This window comes from Paraburkholderia tuberum STM678 (genome assembly GCF_902833905.1).
GTDB lineage: Bacteria > Pseudomonadota > Gammaproteobacteria > Burkholderiales > Burkholderiaceae > Paraburkholderia > Paraburkholderia tuberum.
The window spans coordinates 122,145-144,193 of the sequence record NZ_CADFGP010000021.1 but is presented as its reverse complement, the minus strand read 5'-3'; the positions used below and the strand labels follow the sequence as shown (position 1 = coordinate 144,193).

General features: G+C 61.6%; 16 protein-coding genes. 15 read left to right on the top strand and 1 reads right to left on the bottom strand.

All coding sequences use genetic code 11. The features are described 5' to 3' along the window. The 5 genes from HWY30_RS20020 to HWY30_RS20000 all read left to right on the top strand — a co-directional run. Nucleotides 1-1,491 (top strand): efflux RND transporter permease subunit (locus tag HWY30_RS20020; RefSeq protein WP_176078920.1); only part of this gene is annotated, 1,491 nt, incomplete at its 5' end. Nucleotides 1,492-1,493: 2 nt separating this feature from the next. Next, nucleotides 1,494-2,957 carry an efflux transporter outer membrane subunit gene (locus HWY30_RS20015; protein ID WP_090811789.1) on the top strand — a complete coding sequence of 488 codons (1,464 nt, stop codon included), beginning with the start codon at nucleotides 1,494-1,496 and terminating at the stop codon, nucleotides 2,955-2,957. A 182-nt stretch (nucleotides 2,958-3,139) separates the two neighbouring features. Next, a complete protein-coding gene (locus HWY30_RS20010; protein WP_090811787.1) occupies nucleotides 3,140-4,480 on the top strand; it encodes a paraquat-inducible protein A in 1,341 nt (446 codons plus the stop codon). 67 nt (nucleotides 4,481-4,547) lie between these two features. Further along, nucleotides 4,548-6,143 carry a PqiB family protein gene (locus tag HWY30_RS20005; RefSeq protein WP_090811785.1) on the top strand — a complete coding sequence of 532 codons (1,596 nt, stop codon included), beginning with the start codon at nucleotides 4,548-4,550 and terminating at the stop codon, nucleotides 6,141-6,143. Next, entirely contained in the window at nucleotides 6,140-6,829 is a 690-nt protein-coding gene (locus HWY30_RS20000) for a PqiC family protein (protein ID WP_090811783.1), read from the top strand. Before HWY30_RS20005 ends, HWY30_RS20000 begins: the two co-directional genes overlap by 4 nt. Before the next feature lie 171 nt (nucleotides 6,830-7,000). Here HWY30_RS20000 and HWY30_RS42725 read toward each other — a convergent pair whose 3' ends face one another. Beyond that, entirely contained in the window at nucleotides 7,001-7,744 is a 744-nt protein-coding gene (locus HWY30_RS42725; protein ID WP_090811781.1) for a TetR/AcrR family transcriptional regulator, read from the bottom strand. Nucleotides 7,745-7,950: 206 nt separating this feature from the next. On the opposite strand from HWY30_RS42725, the gene HWY30_RS19990 reads away from it, so the two are divergent. The 10 genes from HWY30_RS19990 to HWY30_RS19945 all read left to right on the top strand — a co-directional run bounded on the left by HWY30_RS19990 (nucleotide 7,951) and on the right by HWY30_RS19945 (nucleotide 21,894). Beyond that, nucleotides 7,951-9,549: an FAD-dependent monooxygenase gene (locus HWY30_RS19990; protein WP_090811968.1), complete on the top strand. Its 1,599-nt coding sequence runs from the start codon at nucleotides 7,951-7,953 to the stop codon at nucleotides 9,547-9,549. A 57-nt stretch (nucleotides 9,550-9,606) separates the two neighbouring features. Next, nucleotides 9,607-10,677, top strand: a complete 1,071-nt coding sequence (locus tag HWY30_RS19985) for a VOC family protein (protein WP_090811779.1) — start codon at nucleotides 9,607-9,609, stop codon at nucleotides 10,675-10,677. A gap of 35 nt (nucleotides 10,678-10,712) precedes the next feature. After that, nucleotides 10,713-11,669, top strand: coding sequence for a fumarylacetoacetate hydrolase family protein (locus tag HWY30_RS19980; RefSeq protein WP_090811777.1), 957 nt, complete (start codon nucleotides 10,713-10,715; stop codon nucleotides 11,667-11,669). Beyond that, nucleotides 11,666-13,642 (top strand): acyl-CoA synthetase, encoded by a 1,977-nt coding sequence (locus HWY30_RS19975; RefSeq protein ID WP_090811775.1) that lies wholly within the window; start codon nucleotides 11,666-11,668, stop codon nucleotides 13,640-13,642. The genes HWY30_RS19980 and HWY30_RS19975 overlap by 4 nt, the downstream gene beginning before the upstream one ends. 665 nt (nucleotides 13,643-14,307) lie before the next feature. Beyond that, nucleotides 14,308-15,030, top strand: coding sequence for an OmpW/AlkL family protein (locus tag HWY30_RS19970; RefSeq protein ID WP_090811772.1), 723 nt, complete (start codon nucleotides 14,308-14,310; stop codon nucleotides 15,028-15,030). 143 nt (nucleotides 15,031-15,173) lie between these two features. Next, entirely contained in the window at nucleotides 15,174-18,152 is a 2,979-nt protein-coding gene (locus HWY30_RS19965; protein ID WP_090811770.1) for a molybdopterin-dependent oxidoreductase, read from the top strand. 10 nt (nucleotides 18,153-18,162) lie between these two features. Continuing rightward, a complete protein-coding gene (locus HWY30_RS19960) occupies nucleotides 18,163-19,026 on the top strand; it encodes a 4Fe-4S dicluster domain-containing protein (RefSeq protein ID WP_090811768.1) in 864 nt (287 codons plus the stop codon). 253 nt (nucleotides 19,027-19,279) lie between these two features. Next, nucleotides 19,280-19,945, top strand: coding sequence for a TetR/AcrR family transcriptional regulator (locus HWY30_RS19955; RefSeq protein ID WP_090811766.1), 666 nt, complete (start codon nucleotides 19,280-19,282; stop codon nucleotides 19,943-19,945). Between the two features lie 531 nt (nucleotides 19,946-20,476). Continuing rightward, on the top strand, nucleotides 20,477-21,364 hold the full coding sequence (locus HWY30_RS19950; RefSeq protein WP_176078919.1) for a MinD/ParA family ATP-binding protein: 888 nt from the start codon (nucleotides 20,477-20,479) through the stop codon (nucleotides 21,362-21,364). An 80-nt stretch (nucleotides 21,365-21,444) separates the two neighbouring features. Further along, entirely contained in the window at nucleotides 21,445-21,894 is a 450-nt protein-coding gene (locus tag HWY30_RS19945) for a DUF3331 domain-containing protein (protein WP_341809935.1), read from the top strand. Nucleotides 21,895-22,049: the final 155 nt, after the last annotated feature.

Here is a 22,049-nt window from a genome sequence, read left to right as displayed (position 1 = left end):
GTGCTTTTCGCGATTTCCATGCTGGCCTTCACGCGCGTGCCGCAGCAGTTCTTCCCGAACTCGGAACGGCCGGAACTGCTGGTCGATCTGCGATTGCCGGAAGGCGCCTCGTTCGAGGCGACGCTGCGTGAAGCGAAGCGCCTGGAAAAGGTGCTCGACGGCAAAGCCGAGATCGACCACTTCGTCGACTTCGTCGGCACCGGCGCGCCGCGTTTTTACCTGACGCTCGACCAGCAGCTTCAACAGCCGAATTTCGCGCAGTTCGTGATTACCGCAAAAAGCGTGGAAAACCGCGAGGAACTGATGCGTTGGCTCGACGGCATGCTCGAGAAGGATTTCTCCGGCGTGCGAGCGCGCGTCTCCCGGCTCGAGAATGGTCCGCCGGTCGGCTTCCCGATCAAGTTCCGCGTGAGCGGCGACGATATCGCGACCGTCCGATCGATTGCGCAGACGGTGTCGGACAAGGTCCGCGCCGATCCCCGCACGCGCAACGTCCAGTTCGACTGGGACGAGCCGGCGGAGCGCTCGATCTCGTTCGAGATCGATCAGAACCGCGCGCGCCAGCTTGGCGTCACGTCGGAAGACGTGTCGAACTTCCTCGCGATGACGCTATCGGGCTACACGGTGACGCAGTACCGCGAGCGCGACAAGCTGATCAACGTCGATCTGCGCGCGCCCAAGAGCGAACGTGTCAATCCGGCGCAGCTGACCAGTCTCGCGATTCCGACGCCCCACGGCCCGGTGCCGCTCGGTTCGCTCGGACACGTGCGCAATACGCTCGAGTACGGCGTCGTCTGGCAACGCGACCGTCAGCCGACCATCACGGTGCAGGCGGACGTGCGCGGCGACGCGCAGGGCATCGACGTGACCCACGACATCGAACGTGCGCTCGCGGCGGAAACCGCCAGGCTGCCGGTCGGCTATCGCATTCAGGTGGGCGGCGCGGTCGAAGAAAGCGTGAAGGGCCAGACGTCGATCAATGCCGAAATGCCGTTGATGATCATCGCCGTGCTGCTGTTGCTGATGATCCAGCTCAAGAACTTCGCGCGGACCTTCATCGTCGTGCTGACGGCGCCGCTCGGCCTGATTGGCGTCGTGGCCGCGCTGCTGCTGTTCGGCAAGCCCTTCGGCTTCGTCGCGCTGCTGGGCGTGATTGCCATGTTCGGCATCATCATGCGCAACTCCGTGATTCTGGTCGACCAGATCGATCAGGATATCGCGGCAGGCCAGCCGCGCTTCGACGCGATTATCGGCGCAACCATAAGGCGTTTCAGGCCGATCATGCTGACCGCCGCCGCCGCCGTCCTCGCGCTGATTCCGCTGCTGCGCTCGGGCTTCTTCGGTCCGATGGCGACCGCACTGATGGGCGGTATCACGATCGCCACGGTACTGACCGTGTTCTTCCTGCCCGCGCTGTACGCGGCGTGCTTCAGGGTCCGGCACGACGAGCGCGGAATGCAACCGGTCGTCGCCGAGCATTCGGAGGTTTGATGATGAGCTTCGACTACAAGACATCCGTGATGGCCGTGGCTGTGGCCATCGCACTGACGGCCTGCACGTTCGGCCCGAACGGCGCGCCCCCGGCGATGCCTTCGCCTGCGCACTACGGTGCCGGGGCACAGCCGGCGAAGACCGTCGCAGCGGGCGGCGTGGCGCAGCAGTTCGATATCGGCGCAGTGGGCGTTCCGCAATGGTGGCAGCTTTACCGGTCGGACGCGCTGAGTGCACTGGTCGAGGAAGGCTTGCGCAACAGCCCCACGCTCGGGGCTGCGCAGCGCACGCTCGCAGCCGCGCAGCAGGAACTGCGCGCCCAGGTCGGCGCATCGACGCTGCCTTCAATCGATGCTGCCGCACAGGTCGATCGCGGGCGTACACCGCTTGTGCCCGGCATTGGCCCCAGCGAGGTTCGCTATAACTTTTTTGCCGGACAGGTTCTCGCGTCCTACACCTTTGACCTGTTCGGTGCGACGCGTTCGGCGAACGCGGCCAGCGCCGCTCGCGTAGACGTGCAGGCGTATCAACTGGAGGCGGCGCGGCGCGCGCTGGCGGCAAACATCGTCGGTACGACGATCAGCGTGGCGGCACTCGATCGCCAGATCGCGCTCACCGAACGGCTCGTCGCCGTGGCCAGGACGGCCGCGGACGAGGACCAGCACCGCTACACACTCGGCTCGGTCTCGCGTGCGCAGGCGCTTGCGTCGACGCAGGATGCGGCTTCGGCTGCGGCGAGTCTTCCTGCGTTACGCCAGCAGCGCGCCACAGCCATCCATGCGCTCGCGGTGCTGATGGGCCGCACGCCGGACAACGCCCCGGCCGTTCCCGCCCTCGACAGCCTGACGTTGCCCGAACACGTGCCCGTCGTGGTGCCGTCGGACCTGCTGCGTTCGCGTCCCGACATTCAGGCAGCCGACGCCGCCGTGAAGGCCGCTGCCGCCGATGTCGGCGCTGCGACCGCGCAGCTCTTTCCGAGCCTGTCGCTGACGGCCTCGATGGGCCGCGGCGGCTTTAGCTGGCCGGCGGTGCTCTCAGGAGCGGGCGGACTCTGGGCCATTGGTGCGAGCCTGTCGCAACCGATCTTCCATGGCGGCGCGCTGCTCGCGCACCGCAAGGCGTCGATCGACGCTTACGATGCGGCGGTGCTGAACTACAAGTCCACCGTTCTGTCGGCGTTCCAGAATGTCGCGGATTCGCTTGCCGCGCTGGATAACGACGCACAGACACTCGCGTCGACTGAAGCAGCGGCACAGGCAGCGCAGGCGGGATTCGACGATACCGCGTCGCGCCGCCGCATGGGTTCGCTGCCGTCAACGGCGGAGCATGCCAGCGAGCAGCGCTTTCTCAACGCACGGATCGGCGCCGTGCGCGCGGCAAGCCAGCGCATGAACGATACCGTCGCACTGTTCCAGGCGATGGGCGAACTGCCGCCGGGCCAGCCGCAAACAGCGTCGTCGCAATGATCGCGTGTCGATGAAGACGGGAAGAGCGACCTGCCGATCAGGCCGCTCTTCCTCGACTGTACCGGCGGGTATCGGAGCAGTCGTTTTCTATCCGAAATCAGAATGCGCCCACGCACGGGAAGGTCAAGCCGGACTTCACGTGCATCGAACGCGCCAGAACCTCAGGTTGTCCAGTTCCCTGTATGGACTATAAGAAACTGATCGCCTGTCACGAGTGCGATCTGCTGTTTCGCAAGCCTCTGCTGCGGGGCGGGCAGACTGCGAGCTGCTCGCGCTGCCGTGCGGGCCTGGAAGGAACGCAGGGAGCGAGCGTGCCGCTCGACCGGATTGGTGCGCTCACCGTTGCAGCTTTGATCACATTCTGTATTGCGCAGGCTTTCCCGGTCATACAACTGCAGACCAACGGTATGACGTCGGAGGCGACGCTATTCGGCGCGGTGCGCTCGTTGTGGACGGGGCACATGCGCATCGTCGCAACGATGGTCTTTTGCTCGGCGATCCTGTTTCCGCTGATCGAACTCCTCGCCCTTCTCTATGTGCTCGTTCCGCTGCGCCTTGGCAAGGTAGTACGTCATTTCAATCGAATGCTTCGCGTCGTGCAGCTCATCCGTCCATGGGGCATGATCGAAGTGTTCATGCTCGGCGTGGTCATCACGATCGTGAAAATGGTCAGCATGGCGCAGGTGATCCCTGGGCCAGGACTGTTTGCATTCGGTGCACTCACGTTGATGTTGGCGTTTCTCGCCACTTTCGACCCGCGCGTGCTCTGGTCGACGCGGGACGAAATAAAGTTTCGACAACCCGCTGAGATCCGCTGGACCAGAGTGAAGCGCAGGTGCGCCCCGCGAGCCCCGACGTTCTTCGGCCTGAAGCCCGCGCCGGCGGCGCATATGACGGCGCGCAGCGCTGGACTCATAGCCTGTCATACCTGTGGACTGGTGCAGAAGCACATCGCGGCGTCGTCAGAGCAGCGCTGCTCGCGGTGCGAATCGGTGCTGCACACGCGCCATCCCGATAGCGTGACGCGCACGTCGAGTCTGGTTCTTGCCGCCGCGCTCGCCTACATACCCGCGAATCTGTTGCCGATCATGCACGCGTCATCCCTCGGCCACTCGGAGGACGACACGATCCTCGGCGGCGTGGCGTACTTCTGGACTTCAGGCGACTGGCCACTCGCCGTCGTCGTGTTCGTAGCCAGCGTCGTGGTGCCGATGCTCAAACTCGCCATTCTCACGCTGCAAATCGTAGCGGCCCGTCGCAGTCCGGACTGGCAGCCGCTCGAACGCGCGAGGCTGCATCGGCTCGTCGAGTGCGTGGGCCGGTGGTCGATGCTCGATATCTTCGTTGTCGCCCTGACGGTCGCGCTGGTGCATTTCGGTTCGTTTGCGGTTGTCACTGCCGGTCCGGGCGCGCTGGCTTTCGGTGCGGTGGTGATTCTCACCATGCTCGCGTCGCATCAATTCGATCCGCGGCTGATCTGGGACAACGTCCGCTGCGGGCCAGCGCGTGGTTCACGGCGATGAACGAATACCGTGCTAGCGGCGTCCGCACTCCTAAATAACCTCATATTTGCGAACTACTCTCCGAGCGATGCATCTTCCAACGCCACCCAGACCTGACATCAAGCCGCGGAAACGCTGGATTCCCTCCCTCATCTGGTTAGTGCCGCTCATCTGTGCGCTGATCGGTGTGGCGCTGGTAGTCAAATCCGTCACCGACAAGGGACCGACAGTGACGGTCACGTTCAGCAACGCTGAGGGTATGGAGGCGGGCAAAACGAAGGTCAAATACAAGGACGTGGAGATCGGTTCCGTACAGGCGGTCGCGCTGTCAAAGGACCTGCAGCACGTCATCGTCACGATCGAGCTGACCAAACAGGCAGAAAAATTCGCAAGCCGCGGCACGCGCTTCTGGGTGGTTCGCCCGCGCGTGGGCGCTAACGGCATCTCGGGCCTCGGTACGCTGCTCTCCGGCGCGTATATCGGTGTCGACGTCGGGCAGTCTTCGGAAAGGCAAACCGCATTTGTCGGCCTCGAAAGTCCGCCGATCGTCACGTCCGGGCAGCCGGGGCATCAATATACGCTGAGGGGCGACTCCCTGGGCTCCGTCGATATCGGCGCGCCGATCTTCTACCGTCGCATCCAGGTGGGCCAGGTGGTCGGCTTCTCGCTGGATCCGCATGGCACCGGCGTGATCGTCAATGTTTTCGTCAATGCGCCGTTTGACCAGTATGTCGGCACCAATACACGGTGGTGGCACGCAAGCGGTGTTGACCTCCGTCTCGATTCGAATGGATTGAAGCTCAATACACAATCTCTGGCGACGGTGGTCGTCGGAGGCCTGGCGTTCCAGTCGCCGCCGGGTCAGGACGCCGGACAACCGGCCGCTGACAAGGCGGCGTTCCGACTCGCATCGGACGAGTCGGACGCGATGCGCGAGCCCGACGGCGCGCCGCTCAATGTCGTGATGCGGTTCAACCAGTCGCTGCGCGGCCTGTCTGTCGGCGCTCCCGTCGACCTTCGAGGCATCGCGCTGGGGCAGGTGACGGACATCGGTATCGAATATAACGAAAAGGAGAAGAGTTTCAGCATGAAGGTATCGATGGCGCTGTATCCCGACCGGCTCAGCCGGCGCTCCAACGAAGCGCTACCGGCTCCGAACTCGCAGGGTGGTCATGAGTTGCTGGAAAACCTCGTCATGGAGGGAATGCGCGGTCAGTTGCGAACCGGCAACCTGCTGACAGGCCAGCTATTCGTGGCGCTCGACATGTTTCCGAAAGCGCCTCGGGCGAGCGTCGATGTTCATCGCAATCCTATTGAACTGCCGACTGTGCCTAACACCCTCGACGAACTTCAGGTGCAGATTGCCGATATTGCGAGGAAGCTGAATCAGGTGCCGTTCGACAAGATCGGAGCCAATCTTAACGGCGCACTTGAAAACGCCAACAAGCTGTTCGGGCACATGGACACAGAGATCGTTCCGCAAGCCCGCGACACACTGGCGGCCGCGCAGAAAACCTTCAGTACCGCCGAAACGACGCTCCGGCAGACCGCGCCCCTGCAGTCGGACATCCAGGATGCGATGCAGGAAATGACACGCACCCTGCAATCCCTCAATGCGCTCGCCGATTATCTGGAACGTCATCCCCAGGCGCTCCTGTTCGGCAAGAAAGGAGACCAACGGTGAAACTGATCCAATCCCGCGCGCGGCGCGCGATCGCCCGTATTGCGACCGTCATGGGTCTGGCCGCGCTGAGCGCCTGTGCTTCCCCGCCGGCCCGCTTCTATACCCTCGGCACTGACAGCGAACCGACGCGTGCAAACGTTACGGTCAGTCCGGCCTTCCGGATCGACATGCGCCCAGTGAAGGTGCCGGTTTCAGTCGCAAGGAGCCAATTCGTCGTACACGTCGATGCGGCGCGCGTCAGGATTCTGGAAAACGAGCGCTGGGCATCGCCGCTTGCAGACGAGATCCGCAATGCGCTGCTCGCGGCCGCGACTCGACAGGCGGGCGGCCCCGACACGGACCAGTCTGGTCACGCCGAGGACGCTCGCACGTATCAGGTCTCCGTCGACGTGCAGCGTTTTGAATCGTGGCCGGGCTCACACGCGCTGCTTGACGTCACCTGGAGTGTACGCAAGTCGAACGACTCACGAACATTGACGTGCCGCAGCATAGTCAGCCAGCCCGTATCGGCCGGCTACGATGCACTCGTCAACGGCCATCGAGTCGCAGTGAGAAGGATAGGCACTCAAATTGGCGAAGTCGTCCGGGAATTTTCGGCGGCGCCGTTCGAGTCCGCCGTTGCACCGGCGCGCATCCCTGCGAGTACGAGAAGTTCGGCGTTGTTATGCCCGGCTCTAGCAGGCTGAACCGATACAGGAATTGGTGCCTCACGCCGACAAGGAGCGCGAGCTGATTGCTAGCGTCGAGGCTTTAGCAGGTGATTGAGTTTAATCGCTAGCGGCCCGAGCGGGCTTCTCCGCCGGGCCGCACCCGGCTGACTTCAGGCCGATCAGACCGATGGCGCCGGACCTCTTGATTCAATCGGCGTCGACAGTCTCCTCCACGACCGGCAGCGGACGCGCTGCAATCTTCTCCGCCTCCGCGCGCTTGAGTCCGAGTGTCTGCAGCAGCATTGCTGCAGTACGCTCAGGGAAGTTCTCCCCGCTAAAGCCAAGCTCCTTGAGTACGCTTGCCGCGGGCGCGCCCGGTGCGACGAAGTTCAGCTCGGCGGCGATTGCACAGAGGACCGTACCGGCTACCGCAAGAAATCCGATGAACGGGTCGGCGACCACAAAGCGCTTCGCGGCAATGCCATTCACAATGTCGCGCAGCAGCCGCTGGCCCAGTCCGCGGCTCATCGCATGCGTCGGAATAAACCCTTCACGTACCAGGAAACGTCCCCACACGGGGTCTTGCTGCGCACGCAGGACCGTATGACGCACGGCGACAGCGATCACCTCGGCCGGGTCGGAAAGGCCAGCGGCGAGGCGATCCATCATGTTAGCGAAATCCTCGAACACCTCGTCGACAAGCGTCGCGTAAATCGCCTCCTTCGATTCAAAGTGGTTGTAGAACGAGCCAAAGCCGACATCAGCGGCTTCGGTGATTTCATTGATCGCCACGCCCTCCATGCCTTTTTCGGCCATCAGCCTGAGGGCGGCGTCGAGCAGACGGGCACGCGTCTCGCGCTTGCGACGCGCACCGCGCGGCTCGCGTTGTTCGGGAATGGCAACCGGGGCGATTGGCGCCGCACGGGTAGGACGCTTTGTAGTGTTCGGCATGATGGATCCAAGCTTTGGTTATGCCTAAGTATAGATCGTAATGTCTAGGTTGACAAAACGCTCACGAATGACTTTAATGTCATTAAAGGCGACCCGAAGGCCGGCCTTACATACAAGTACAACAGACAACATCTGGAGTGACTGTGGAGACAGCAGCAAAGGACGGCGCCGCGCCGTCGAGCCGGCATGAACAGGTTCGTCCGCCGATTGGCGCATTACCGTCGGTGGTTGACGTCTTACTGGTGGGTTGCGGACCCGTCGGTGCAACGATTGCCAATCTACTGGCGCGCTACGGCGTGCATGTATTGATTGTCGACAGGTCAACCGAGGTTTCCATCGCGCGCCAGGCAATCGAGCTGGATAACGACGCGCTGCGCATCCTTCAGCTTGCGGGCATTGGGGAGCACGATCTCGAGACCAGCACCATTCCATATGTGCGGATGAGAACGCCCATGCTGGGGCAGGTCGGCCAAATCAGTTCGGCGAGCCGCCTGGATGGCTATCCCAAGCCCGTCACGTTGTACCAGCACGAACTCGAGCGGTGCCTGCGGGCCCGGCTCGAGAAATACGACTGTGTGCATATCGCGCCAGGTGTCGAACTGGGGAGCTTCACGGAAGAAGGCGACCATGTGCTCGCGTCGCTGGAGCTTGATCGCGGCCGCTCTCACATCGTCCGGGCGCGCTACGTGGTCGGTGCAGACGGGCCGTATTCACTGGTTCGGCAGACTATGGGGCCGCACTTCTGGGGTAAGACATTTGCCGAGGAATGGCTCGTTGCCGCTGCGCGGCATCTTTCGCGCCCAGCCGAAGATATCGAGTTCATCTCCGATCACCGTCGGCCAAACCGGTGCATGGTCGCGCGCAGCGGGCGTGAGCGCTGGAAGTTCATGCTGCGGCCGGACGAGCGCCGCGAGAACATGAAAGCCGAGGTCCGCATACGCGAGATTGCCGCTCCATCGGGCAACCCGGAAGACACGATGATCGAGCGCAAGGCGGTGTATCGCTTCCGAACGCGAACCCTTAATGCATTCAGCCGGGGGCGTGTGTTCTTCGCGGGCGACGCCGCGCACATTAGGCCTCCATCCGTCGGCCGAGGGTTGGCCGCGGGACTGCGAGATGCCGCCAATCTGTGCTGGAAGCTTGCATGGGTGGTGCAGGGGCGAGCGGATTCACGCATTCTCGACACTTACGACGAGGAGAGGCGGCCCCACGAGAAGGCGATAACAAAGCTCGCAAGATTCATGAGAAAGCTCGTCACGCCGCGCAATGGCGGCATTGACTCGTGGGCTCATGGGCTAATGCAATTCTCGCCACCGGTGCTCCCGCTGCATGCGCAGCCCGAGGAATCGCAGATCCAGCCGAAAAAAACAACTAGAAGAGGTGTGTTTGTCAAAGGCCGCTCGCCGACGAAGCTTGTGCGCGGCGCAGTCATTGGGCAGGGGCGGGTACGTGGTTCGGATGGCAAGGCGCGTCCGAGCGACGAGGTGTTCGGGCAGGGCCTGGTGCTGATTGGATTTGGCACAGACGCCCGAGCCTCGCTTGATTCTTCTGAGGCAGCAGCCTTCGCGCGTGCCGGCGGAAGCACTGTGCAGATCGCACACCGTGGAGAGCGGCCGCATCTCGCTCGGCATGACAGCTGGGAGGACCTCGACGGTGTGTTCCTTCCGCGTCTCGTACCGGTTGGTTGGGCCGCCGTGGTGCGGCCCGACAAGACCGTCGTTCACGATGGCCCGGCGACCGATGCGTCGCGGCTCGTGCGCGAGAGTCTTTCCTTGCTCGGTCAGCACTGCTGGGTCATGCAGTGATCGCGAAGCCGCATGCCATCTCGAAACCCCATTCACACCGTGTGATTTCTTATCGCCATGAACCTGACCACTGTACAACCAGCCCGTCACCCCGATCCTACGACGAAAGCGTCGGCATTGGCCTATCTGATATTCGACCGGCCGGATCTCGAGAAAGCCGAGCAATTTCTCAATGACTTCGGGCTCCGAACGGTATCGCGCGGTGAAGCGCTCCTGCTGCTGCGGGGAACGGGTGCTTCACACTTCTGCTATGTCGTCCGGAAGGCCTCGAAATCCCGGTTCGTTGGTTTTGGGCTACAGGTCGACAACAGGGCCGAGCTTGATGCACTTGCAAAACTGCCGGGCGCCTCGGACGTCGAACGCTCGCCCCTGCCCGGCGGCGGCTATACGGTACGGCTGACCGATCCTTCAGGCTTTCGCGTCGACGCGATATGGGGCCAGCAGCCAGCTTCGACGTTGTCTCATCGGCCACCCTTGCCGTTCAACTCCGTGGATGCGACGGTCCGGATCAACGGCACGCAGCGACCGCCCGAAGGCGCGCCGGAAATTATCCGGCTCGGACACGTCGTGCTCGAACTCGTTGACTATCAGGAAACCTGCGCGTGGTATACGCGGCATTTCGGCTTCATCCCCAGCGATGTGCAGGTGCTTCCCGATGGTTCGCCCGCCGTCGCGTTCATGCGGCTCGATCTCGGCGACAAGCCAGCCGATCACCATACGCTCGCGCTTGCACAAGGCTTCGTGCCCACCTACAGCCATAGCGCGTACGAAGTCGTCGACGCCGACGCGGTCGGCATGGGCCAGCGCATTCTGCGCGACAAAGGTTGGACGCACGCGTGGGGGATCGGCCGACATATCCTGGGCAGCCAGGTGTTCGACTACTGGCAGGATCCGTGGGGCGACAAGCACGAGCACTATTGCGACGGCGACCTCTTTACGGCGGACGCGCCGACGGGTGTCCATGCCGTGAGCCGCGAGGCGATGGCGCAATGGGGACCGACGATGCCACGCAGCTTCACGAAGCCCAGGTTCACACCCGCGAGCGTCGTGGCACTTTTCAGAAACCTGCGCCGCAGCCCCGACCTGACGTTGAGCAAGCTGCGCACGTTGGCGAAGCTTTTCGCCTGAACCACCCCACTTTCATAGAATCCGGAGATCGATAAATGGCACTTCACGTTCTGCATTACCTTCATGATGGCCGCGCCCAGTGGGGCGTAGTCGCCAATGGCGCCATCACGCCGATTCATGGCGAATTCAAGTCGACCGCCGAGTTTATTGAAGCCAATCCCGTCGAACGGCTGGCGGTACTGGACGGTTCTCCGATTCCCGAATCGGATGTGCAATGGTTGTCGCCCGTGACCGCCAACCAGCAGTTCATCTGCCAGGGCGCGAATTATCGCCAGCATATGATCGACTCGGGCATGGACCCGGATGTGAAGAAATTCAACATGATCTTCACGAAGGCGACGAGCTGCATCGTTCCTGCCGACTCGCCCCTCGTGAAGCCCAGGGAGGTGCAGTTCCTCGACTACGAGATCGAACTCGGTCTTGTGCTCAAACGCGACGTCACCTCCCGCGAAACGGTCACCGACGAGAACCTGCATGAGTACATTGCCGGCGCCGTGATCGTCAACGACTACTCCGCGCGTGATATCCAGATTCCGCAGATGCAGTTCTACAAGGGCAAGAGCTACCGCACGTTTGGCCCTGTCGGCCCTTACCTTTGCCTCCTTGAGAAACATGATATTCCGAAGTTGAAGGAGCTCGTGCTGACACTGACGGTCAATGGAACCGTCCGCCAGAACGACACGACTGCGGGTCTCGTCTATGGGCCGGCAGAGACCTTGACGGAGCTTTCCGGCGTGCATGATCTGCGCATCGGTGACCTGCTCGCGACGGGCACGCCATCTGGCTGTGCACTGAGCATTCCATCGCCCGAAAAGCAACGCGCCGCGGCGCAGCTGCCTGAAGCGGAAAAATGGCGTCTTTTCCTGAAGATGCAGGCGGACAGGCCGCAGTACCTGAAGGTGGGGGACGTCGTGGAGGCGCATATCGTCAGCCACGATCGCTCGATCAATCTGGGCGTGCAGCATAACGTCGTTGTGGAAGAGGCAGCATGAAAGGCATCGCAAACGTAGACGAAGTCCTTGCCATCGAAACGCAAGGGCTGCCGGCGGATCTCCCGTCGAGCACCTACGAGATGATCTGCCGGGGCGCGGCGATTAATCCATCGGCACCGGCACTTTCGTTCTTTGCAACGGCCGACGACTATCGGAACGCCGAGTGCTGGACGTATAGTGAACTCGTCCGAGATATCACGCGCACCGCGAACATGTTCTCGCGCCTCGGAGTACAACGCGACTCAGTCATCGCATATGTTCTGCCCAACCTCCCTGAAACGCACTTCGTGATCTGGGGTGGGGAGGCCGCCGGAATTGTCTGCGCGATCAATCCATTGCTTGAGCAGGAAGCCATCGGCCAACTCCTCAACGCTGCAGGCGCCAGCGTGCTGGTAACGCTGGCGCCGTTTCCCGGAACTGATCTTTGGCAAAAGGTACAAGCGGTGCTGCACAAGGTTTCTTCGCTGAAGGATCTGGTGCTCGTGAATCCGGCCGAACGTGTGACGGGTTCAAAACAGTCCGCGACGCGGATGCTGCAGCGTAACGAGTGTTCAAGGCTGCACGGCGAGGGCGGCGTGCGGGGCGCGGTTCCTGCGCATATCGAGATCCACGACTTCGGCGTTGCCATCGCGCAGGAGTCGGGAACGGCACTTCAAGGCGCGCGGCACATTGGCGCCGACGACGTGTCGTCGTACTTCTGTACGGGCGGGACGACCGGCCTGCCGAAAATTGCGATGCGCCGCCACGGCAATGAGGTGGCGAATGCCTGGAGCACGGGTCAATTCTTCGGCGACAGCGTCGGGCCAGGCAAGACGCTTTTCTGCGGACTGCCACTCTTCCACGTGAATGCCGTCATGGCAACGGGTCTCCTGCCTTTTTCCAAAGGCGCCCAGGTCGTGCTCGGCACGCCACAAGGCTATCGCGGCGATGGCGTTGTCAAACGTTTCTGGGAAATCGTCGAGCATCACCGCATCAATTTCTTCAGCGGTGTCCCGACGCTTTATGCGGCGTTACTCGATATTCCTGTCGGCGAGCACGATGTGAGTTCGCTGGAGTACGGACTGTGCGGTGCGGCTCCCATGCCGGTCGAAGTTTTCCGGACCTTTCAGGAAAGGACGCGCATCCGGATTCTCGAGGGCTATGGCCTGACCGAGGGGACCTGCGTGAGCAGCGTCAATCCGCCGCTGGGGGAGCGCAGGCTGGGCTCAATCGGGCTGCGCATTCCGGGCCAGGCGATGAAAGCCGTCATCGTCGACGCTGACGGGCGATATGTACGGGATTGCGAGATCGATGAGGTCGGCCTGCTGACTATTTCCGGCCCGAACATTTTCCTCGGGTATATCGTGCCCGAGCAGAACAAGGGACTGTGGCTGGACCTCGGCGATGGCAGGTGCTGGCTCAATACCGGCGACCTCGGTCGATGCGATGTCGATGGTTATTTCTGGCTTACTGGTCGAAAAAAGGAAGTGATCATTCGTGGCGGTCACAACATCGATCCGGCAGCGATCGAGGAACCGCTCTATCGCCATCCCGCCGTCAAGATCGCGGCGGCGGTCGGTCGTCCCGATGCACACGCCGGGGAGTTGCCGATTGCCTATGTCCAGCTCAAACCGGGTGCAACCGCGACTGAGGACGAACTCGCCGAGTTCGTGCGACTCGAGATAGGCGAGCGCGCGGCACTGCCTAAACGGATCAGAATCCTGGATGCGATGCCGTTGACAGGCGTGGGCAAGATTTTCAAGCCGGGGCTGAAACAGCGCGAAACGGTAGACGCGTTACAGTCGGCACTCGTGGAGGCTGGCGTCGAGGGAGCAACCGTTAGGATCATTGAAGATACTTCGCGCGGGCTTTCGCTTCACGTCGAACTTCCCGACCCCGCGCTCGAAGCATTGGCGACTTCCGCGCTCGGGCGCTTTCCGTTCGCATTTTCGCTTTCGGTTGCCGCGAGGCCATCGCGGAGCGAGCAATGTTGATGTACCAGCGGCGATAGAGAGTTAAACGCTCGCGTCGGTTTAGAGGAAAGAGGATGAATACTGCTTCAGAAAGGTCCTTGCGTTCGCTTGTTGAAAAATGGCTTGGGCCAATATCGGGGACTGCGGTTCGGATTACCCGGTTCGGTCGTGCGGGCACAAACCAGAGACCCTATGTGCGTATCGAGCTACTGCTGCCGACAGGGCCGGTTGGGTTATTTTTCTTCCGGCACCGCGACGGTGCGTGGTGCGTATTCCCGCCCGAGACTGAACGTTTGGCGATGCGCGCTTACTAGCGTGCTGGGCGATGGAGGCATGCTGTACCAGCAACTATTCCAAAGGCAGAGAACGAATAATTGGACGGTTTAAAGTCTCGACACCAGGAGGTAGGAAGAATAGAAAGGGTGATAAGGATAACGCGAAAGCGTATTTCCACATAACGTGTACGAGGCAGTAGCGGTGTTCTAAACATTCGTGCCTGTTTCATGTCATTTAGTAAAACGACCTAATCAGACATAACCGGCGGACCTGATAAGCGGTCGAAGCCTATGAGGAACGACGCAACGACCCCAGACGGAGCGCCGCATCGGTTCCACAGGAAGCACCACGGGTTCACAAAAATGCCCGGGCAACAAGACAGGAGAAGACACGTGAGGAATTACAGACGAATGATCAGCTCTGCCGGCATGGCGGCTTGCCTCTGCTCGGCTGCGCTGACCGACAATGCAAACGCCCAGTCAGCGGGAAGCATTACGCTGTCCACAGGATGGCTTCACATCGCGCCACAGGGCGACGCAACGCCACTCATTGTGGAGAGTATTGGCGGCGAAACGGTGAATCGCCAACTAGCCGGTAGCGGGGCGCATGCGACGTCAACGAATACGGTGGGAATTACCACCGAGTACTACGTCACGGACAACATTGGCGTCGCGATGCTTCTGGGACTGCCATTGACAGTAAATCTGGTTGGCGATGGGACGCTGGAGAAGTATGGCAACCTCGGCTCGACGAGGCCAATGCCGCCCGCCATCGAACTTCGATACCACCTGTTTTCGGCCGGCTCGAAATTCCGTCCATTCGTCGGTTTGGGTGTGAACTACACGTGGTTCACCCAGGTTCGGACAACCAATAGCCAGTTTGTCACTGATAGCGTTGGTCCAGGTGGTTCGGCACACGCAACACTCAGTTCATCGTGGAATCCGGTATTCGAGATCGGGGCAAGTTACGCCATTACAAAACACTGGTCTGTCGGAACCTCTGTGAACTATATGCCGGTGAAGACCAACCTGACGTTAGACGGACACACCGCGACTGGAACGCAGATCGTTTCCAAATCGACGCTCCGGCTCGATCCCCTGAGCGTCTTCCTGAACGTCGCCTACACGTTCTAGCGCGTACGACTCGTTAATGCACCGATCGAGATTTGAATGCCCATCGAAGACATCGACTACGTTATTTTTCGCGCCCCGGGCCTGGCTGCGGTCCGCGACGTCATGCCACCGCTAGCGCACCCCGCTTCCCTTTGGATCGAATAATGAAACGACAGGTCCTCAAGACTATTCTTTTTGCTTTGCCCAAGGTTCTTGACCTGACGGCACGCCGCTTTCCCGCTTATCGTGATCGCCTGAAGGAGCGCGATCTCGTGGCCTGGATCGGACTCGCGGATCAAAGCATCGGTCGCGTCATCAGGTTAAAGAACGGACGTGTTCGGTCCAGCGCCGGCAGGCATCCGCGGCCCGACGTGCGCATGGTCTTCAAGGATGTCGCCACCGCCCTGAAGTTTCTTTCTCCCAATCAGGACCAGGGCGAAATCATCCACGCTGCCAAGAACTTCAAGGTGGTCACCGAGGGCGAGGACGAACTGCTGGTTTGGCTCATGCAGACCCTGAGCATGATGCGGACCGTCGGCCTGCCGATGGGCACGCCTTTGCGCGACGGCACCCGCCGCTTCACCACCTGCACCAACGGCGGGCCTCTGTTCGTCTACGTCAAGGATGGCCGCGTCGTTCGGGTGACGCCCATCGAGCTGGACAGCACGGATGCGCCAAGTTATGTGATCGAGGCGCGCGGCCGCCGTTTCAGCCCGCCACGGCGTGGCCTGGTCGCGCCCCACGCGTTGACGCTCAAGTCGCTGGTCTATTCCGACAAGCGCATCCTTCATCCCATGAAGCGGGTCGACTTCGACCCTGACGGCGAACGCAATCCCCAGAACCGGGGCAAATCCGGCTATGTGCGTATCAGTTGGGACGAGGCCCTGGACATTGTCGCCAGGGAAATCAACCGGCAGAAGCGCGTTCACGGTCCCGGTTCCATCACCTTCCCGATGTCGTCCCATCACCAGTGGGGCAACGTGGGTTACTACCTCAGCGCGCTGACGCGCTTTGCCAACCTGATCGGCTTTACCCGGGTCGCGGCCAATCCGGATAGCTGGGAAGGCTGGTACTGGGGTGCCATGCATCATTTCGGCAACTCGATGCGCGTCGGCGTGCCATCCGGCTATGGTGGCGTCGAGGATTGCCTGAAGGAAGCCGACATGATCGTGTTCTGGTCCTGCGACCCCGAAAGTACCAACGGGGCCTATGCGGGATTCGAGGGGACTCCGCGGCGCCTGTGGGCCAAGGAACTCGGCATTGAGTTCGTTCATATCGACCCGCACTGCAACCCCACCGCGCAGTTGCTGGGCGGGCGCTGGATTCCGGTCCGACCGCAAACCGATGCTGCTCTCGCCACCGCCATCATGTACGTGTGGGCCGTGGAGGGCTTGTACGACGAGGATTACATCGCCACCCGCACGACCGGTTTCGACGAGTGGAGGGCCTATCTTCTGGGCGAATCCGACGGCGTTCCCAAGACGCCCGAGTGGCAGGAGGGCGAAACCGGCGTGCCCGCCAAGGACGTCCGTGCGCTTGCGCGCCGATGGGGGAACAGGAAGGTCCATCTCGCGGTCGGGATGACCGGCGCGGGATTCGGCGGCGCGGGCCGCGGTGCGACCGGAGCGCAATGGGCGCGCTGCATGATCATGATGATGGCGATGCAGGGCTGGGGTAAGCCGGGGGTCAATTTCGGCTGCCTTGAAGCCGGGGTGCCCCACGACCTCCATTTCTATTTTCCCGGCTACGCGGACGGCGGCATATCCGGCGACCTGGCGTGGACCGCCAATGCGGTGAACAATTACCAGCGCATGCCGCACATTCTGTCCATGAATCCGGTCAAGCAAATGGTCCCGCGGCAGCAACTGCCCGACGCCATCATCAACGGCCATGCGACGGGCTACCTCTGGGACGGCATGTCCCAGGAAGCCCAGTTCGCGCCGTTCAGCTACCCCATGCCCGGATATTCGCCGATCCACATGATCTACCGCTACGGCGGGTCCGCCTTCAGCACAGTGACGAATTCCGGACGCTGGGCTGAAGCCTACCGGCACCCGAGCATCGAGTTCGTGGTCAACCAGTCGATCTGGATGGAGGGCGAGGCCCAGTTCGCCGACGTCATCCTGCCTGCGTGCACCGCGCTGGAGCGCTGGGACATCGGCGAATGGGCGAATTCCGGCGGCTACGCCCATCATGGGTTTAGCACGGTCAATCATCGCGTGATGACGCTGCAGCACAAGTGCATCGAGCCTTTGGGCGAGTCCCGTTCCGACTACGACATCTTCGCCGCCATCCTGACCCGGCTGGGCCTTGGCGGGGTGTTCACCGAGGGATGCAGCGAACTGGACTGGGTCAAGCGGGTCTTCGACTCGTCGGACCTGCCTGATCACGTTTCGTGGCGCGAGTTCTGCCGCAAGGGCTATTTCGTCGTGCCGCCCGAGAAGCCCGAGTTGCGCCATCCGGTGGACATGCGCTGGTTCGCGGAAGGCCGGCGCAAGGACCTGCAGGAACCCCATCCGCTGCCGTCGCAGTTCGCCGAAAAATTCGGCATGGGCCTGCAGACGCCGAGCGGCAAGCTGGAGTTCGTGCCCGAGTTGCTGAAGCGGCACACTGCGGACAATCCCGAGCGACCACCGCTCAACCGATACATCCCGTCCTGGGAGGGGCTGCGCTCGGACCTGGCCCAGCGTTATCCGCTGCAGTTGATCGCCACTCACAGCCGTTACAGCTTCCATACCCATTGTGATGGCAAAAACTCCTCGGTCAACAGCATCGATGACCATCGCGCGCTGATTGGTGGCCATCGCTTCTGGCTGCTGAGACTTAGTCCGACCGATGCGGCCGTTCGAGGCATTGACCATCGCGATCTCGTCAAGGTGTACAACGACCGCGGCGCGGTGATTTGCGCAGCCGACGTCTCGCCGCTGGTTAGCGCGGGAGTGGTCAAGTCGTATGAGGCGAGCGCCGAATTTCAGCTGGTCGAAATAGACGGCGAGTGCGTCGAGATTGGCGGTTGCATGAACATGCTCACCCCCGACCGGCCTCAAACCGCCGGCACGAGCAGCATGAGCCCAAATTCCTGCCTGGTGCAGGTCGAGAAGTGGCAAGGCACCGAAGCGTTCATGCTCGGTCGCGCCGCGTGAGGAATTTCGAATGAGCAAGTGGAACCTGATTATCAAAGTGGGGCGTTGCGAGAACTGCCAGAACTGCGTGATCGCCGCGCGGGACGAGCATGTCGGCAACGACTTCCCCGGTTATGCCGCGCCCGCCGCCGCCAATGCCGACAGCCCGATCCGGATCCTGCGCCGCGTCCAGGGCGACTCGCATATGGTCGAAACCACGTATCTGCCGGTCATGTGCAACCACTGCGACGAAGCGCCTTGCTTGCGGGTGGGCGGCGACGCCATTCGCAAGCGCGCCGACGGCGTCGTCATCATCGATCCGGACAAGGCTCGAGGCCGCAAGGACATCGTGAAGTCCTGCCCGTACAAAGCGATCGTCTGGAACGATGAGCTGCAACTGCCGCAGACCTGGATTTTCGATGCCCATCTGCTCGACCAGGGCTGGCCGCAGCCGCGTTGTCAGCAATCGTGCCCCACCGACGTCTTCGAGACGGTCAAGCTCGATGACGCTGCGATGGCCGAGAAGGCCCAGCGCGAGGGGCTCAAGGTCTTGCGGCCTAACCTGGGCACGAAACCGCGCGTGTGGTACAGCGACCTCGAGCGCTGGGAAACCTGCTTCATCAGCGGAAGCGTCAGCGCGCGGATGGGAGATGTGGTCGAGTGCGTCACGGATGCGGTCGTAGCCCTTTACCTCGGCAATCAGAAGGTGGCGGAGACTGTCTCTGACTGCTTCGGCGATTTCCGCTTCGGTGGTCTCACCAAGGGAAGCGGTCTTTACAGAGTCGAAATCCGTCATGCCCTCGGCAGCGCCTGGCGCAAATGCGAATTGGGCGAAAGCGTTTACCTTGGGGAGCTCAGCCTCGCACAGTCGACAAACGGTATGGAAGTCGCGTGATCATGGGCACCGCAACGAAGCTGCTTGGCATGAGACGGGCGGACCGCTCACGCTTCGGTATGACGGTTCCGATTTCCTCTCACGTGCCAGATTTCGTCAACTTTATTGACAACAAAATCAGATATGAGTGTAATGTCACATAAACCGCGAGACGGCCTGATCGGGCGTCGACGGATCATTGCGAAACCCGTCATCTGAGAAGCATGCCGATCTGGCGGCACCGCAGATGTCGGCCTGACCGGTACTTTATGCCATGAAGCGGGAACGCCTGACACGGGCACAGCGCAGAGAGCAGACGCGCGAATGCCTGCTTGAGGCGGCGCGGAAGATGTTCGTTAAAAAGGGATTCGCCGCGACAAGCGTGGAGGACATCGCTGAGGCGGCTGGCTATACGCGCGGCGCGTTCTACTCAAACTTCGGCGGCAAGCCGGATCTGCTGATCAGGTTGTTGCGCCGCGACGACGATAGGGCGCGGACGAATCTCCTGGCGATGATGGAGAAGGGCGGCACGCCCGATGAAATGAAGGACCGCGCCATCGCGTACTACAGCCAATCTATTGTTGAACACGATTGCTTTCCACTTTGGGTCGAGGCCCAGTTGCTCGCGTGCCGGGACACCCCGTTTCGGGAGCGCATCAACGCCTTCCGGCAGGAGAAGCTGGAACAGATCAGCGTGTACATCCGCATGCTTTCGGAGCGCAACGGCAGGCCGTTGCCCCTGCAGGCCGAGGCTCTCGCGGTTGGCTTGGTGAGCCTGTGCGAGGGCGTGCAGTTCTTCAGGATGTGCGGTCCGCAAACGGTGAGCGACAAGGTGCTTCAGACAGTGCTTGCCGGATTTTTTTCGTGCGTGTTGTCGCGACAGCCGGAAGAAACAGACTACGACAATCATCGCCCGGACGTACCCATGGGCGCACCGTAGCGACTCATATGACTGAATGGACTGGCACAGCCCAATTCCCGCGCCAGCCCCTTCCGGGTGAACGCGGCATGGCGGCGCCGGGCTGTCGCCAAGGCGACGCAACCGCTCGATAAGTTACCGCGGGCATCAGTCGGAGGCATCGACAGGTGTCACTCCACTCCCGCTCGCCACAACAGCACATTGGCGCACCCCAAGCACCATCGGCTGTCGATCGAGACGACCCGAAAGGCACGGCGTCAAGCCTTGCTGTAGCCGGCTAGACGTACCGCTACCTCCATTTTCAGGCAGCGCGCAGCATTTCAATTCCCGACGTGCAAGAAAGAACCGGATGAGTTCGGGGCCAACCCGCCGTTCGTGTTTTTTGCATCTGTCACTCATATCTGACATGCAAACCATATATGATTGCATTGTCAGTAGTGACGCGAAAGCGTACAATCCACGCGTCGATGAAACGTGCGATCCGAAAGTCGTTATGACTGACGGCGCGCGGGTCGTCAACGCTACTCGTGATGGGCGCGGAGGTCTCGATACGTGGGTGAATCAGTGAAGGATATAGTCTCCGGACAGGCGCTCGGGTTGCGCCAGATGTTCGCCAACAGTGCTACGCGTGTGGTCGCTGTCGCAGGCGGCTCGAAAGGAGTCGGCCGTACGGCTGCCGTTGTCAACCTCGCGATGGCGCTGACCAGACAGGGTATGGACGTGCTGGTGGTGGACGAATGTCCTGGCGCGCGGTCGGCGAGCACAATGCTTCAAGACATTCACGCCGCAGGCGTGTTCGCTCCCGCGATCCATCGCAACTTGCCGCGCGTGCTGGCCGTTGACCGTGGTCGACGTCAGTTCCACTCGACTGGCACCGGCCATACGGATCATGAAAACTTCGCTGGCCTGCAGTACGACGCGGTGCTCACAAGCCCGCCCGACATCGTGCTGATTGATGCCGCGCTTGCTGGCAACGGCGCGTTTTCACCACTTGCGTTGCAAGCCCACCACGTCATCGTCGTCATGCACCTGTCGGCCGCTGCAGTAGCAGACACTTACGTTTGCATGAAGCGCCTGCGTCTCGCACAGGGCATCGAGGAATTCCGCATCATTGTGAATCTGTTCGATGGTGAAGCGGACACTCACGCGCTGCTGGAAAGTCTCGGAGCCATTGCGCGCGATTATCTGGCTGTCTCGGTTCTCAAGGCAGGCTGCATCTCGATCGATCCGTGTATCGCGCAAGCGGCAGAGCTTTCGCGCTGTGTCGTCGATGCATTTCCTGGGTCCCCGGCGGCGAGCGATTTTGCACGCGTTGCTGCCGATATGCAGTCCTGGTCGAGGCGGCCCGCAGCGTCCTGGCTGCTACCTGCGACAACGCACATGGCGGCACGGGGGCAGCGCACGCATAGGAATTTGGGCCCGGCAGCAGCATACCGGTAAAGCCTCGAAGAACGATCTCCCCGACCCGGGGGACTTGCCGACGCAATCGGACCGGTAATTTTCGACGCAAGAGAGCAGCTATGGTGGGCAGCGCTCACGCGAAGCGCAAGCGTTCGAGCTTGCACAGAGGGAGCCAGGTGATGAATCGCGCTGTTGATCCGTGGAGTATGACCGTCACAAGGCTTGGCGATTGGAAACTTAACGAACGAGCCACTGCGCACGGATCTGCCTTGAACGGTTCCTCTGTTCGACAGTCGATCGCTTCGACCGATAAGCCAATCATACGGGTACTCGACCAACCGAGCGCGCAAACACTGATCGTTTCTTGGTGCGATGCGCGCTCCGGACACTATGGATACCAGACATGGTGCGAAGTCGTCGCGCGGGTGCCAGGCATCTGTGCGCTGACCGGTCGGCTAATCGAAATCGGAGATGCCATCTACAGGCCGCGCCTCACTGGGCCCACACCGGCTAATGCTCACGCAATGATCTGTGCGAGAAGCGTTAGCCTGATAGAACAGCCGATCTGATGCGATTCGGTTCTCTGGTGTCTTTACGGCAGAATGCTCAGCGCTTTCATGTGCGGCAGTGACACCAGGCGCATCCACGCGCGCGAGGCGTGACCGGACAGTACCCCTGGTCGCGGTTGCACGGCATTGGACTATGTTCCACAGCGTGCGGTGCG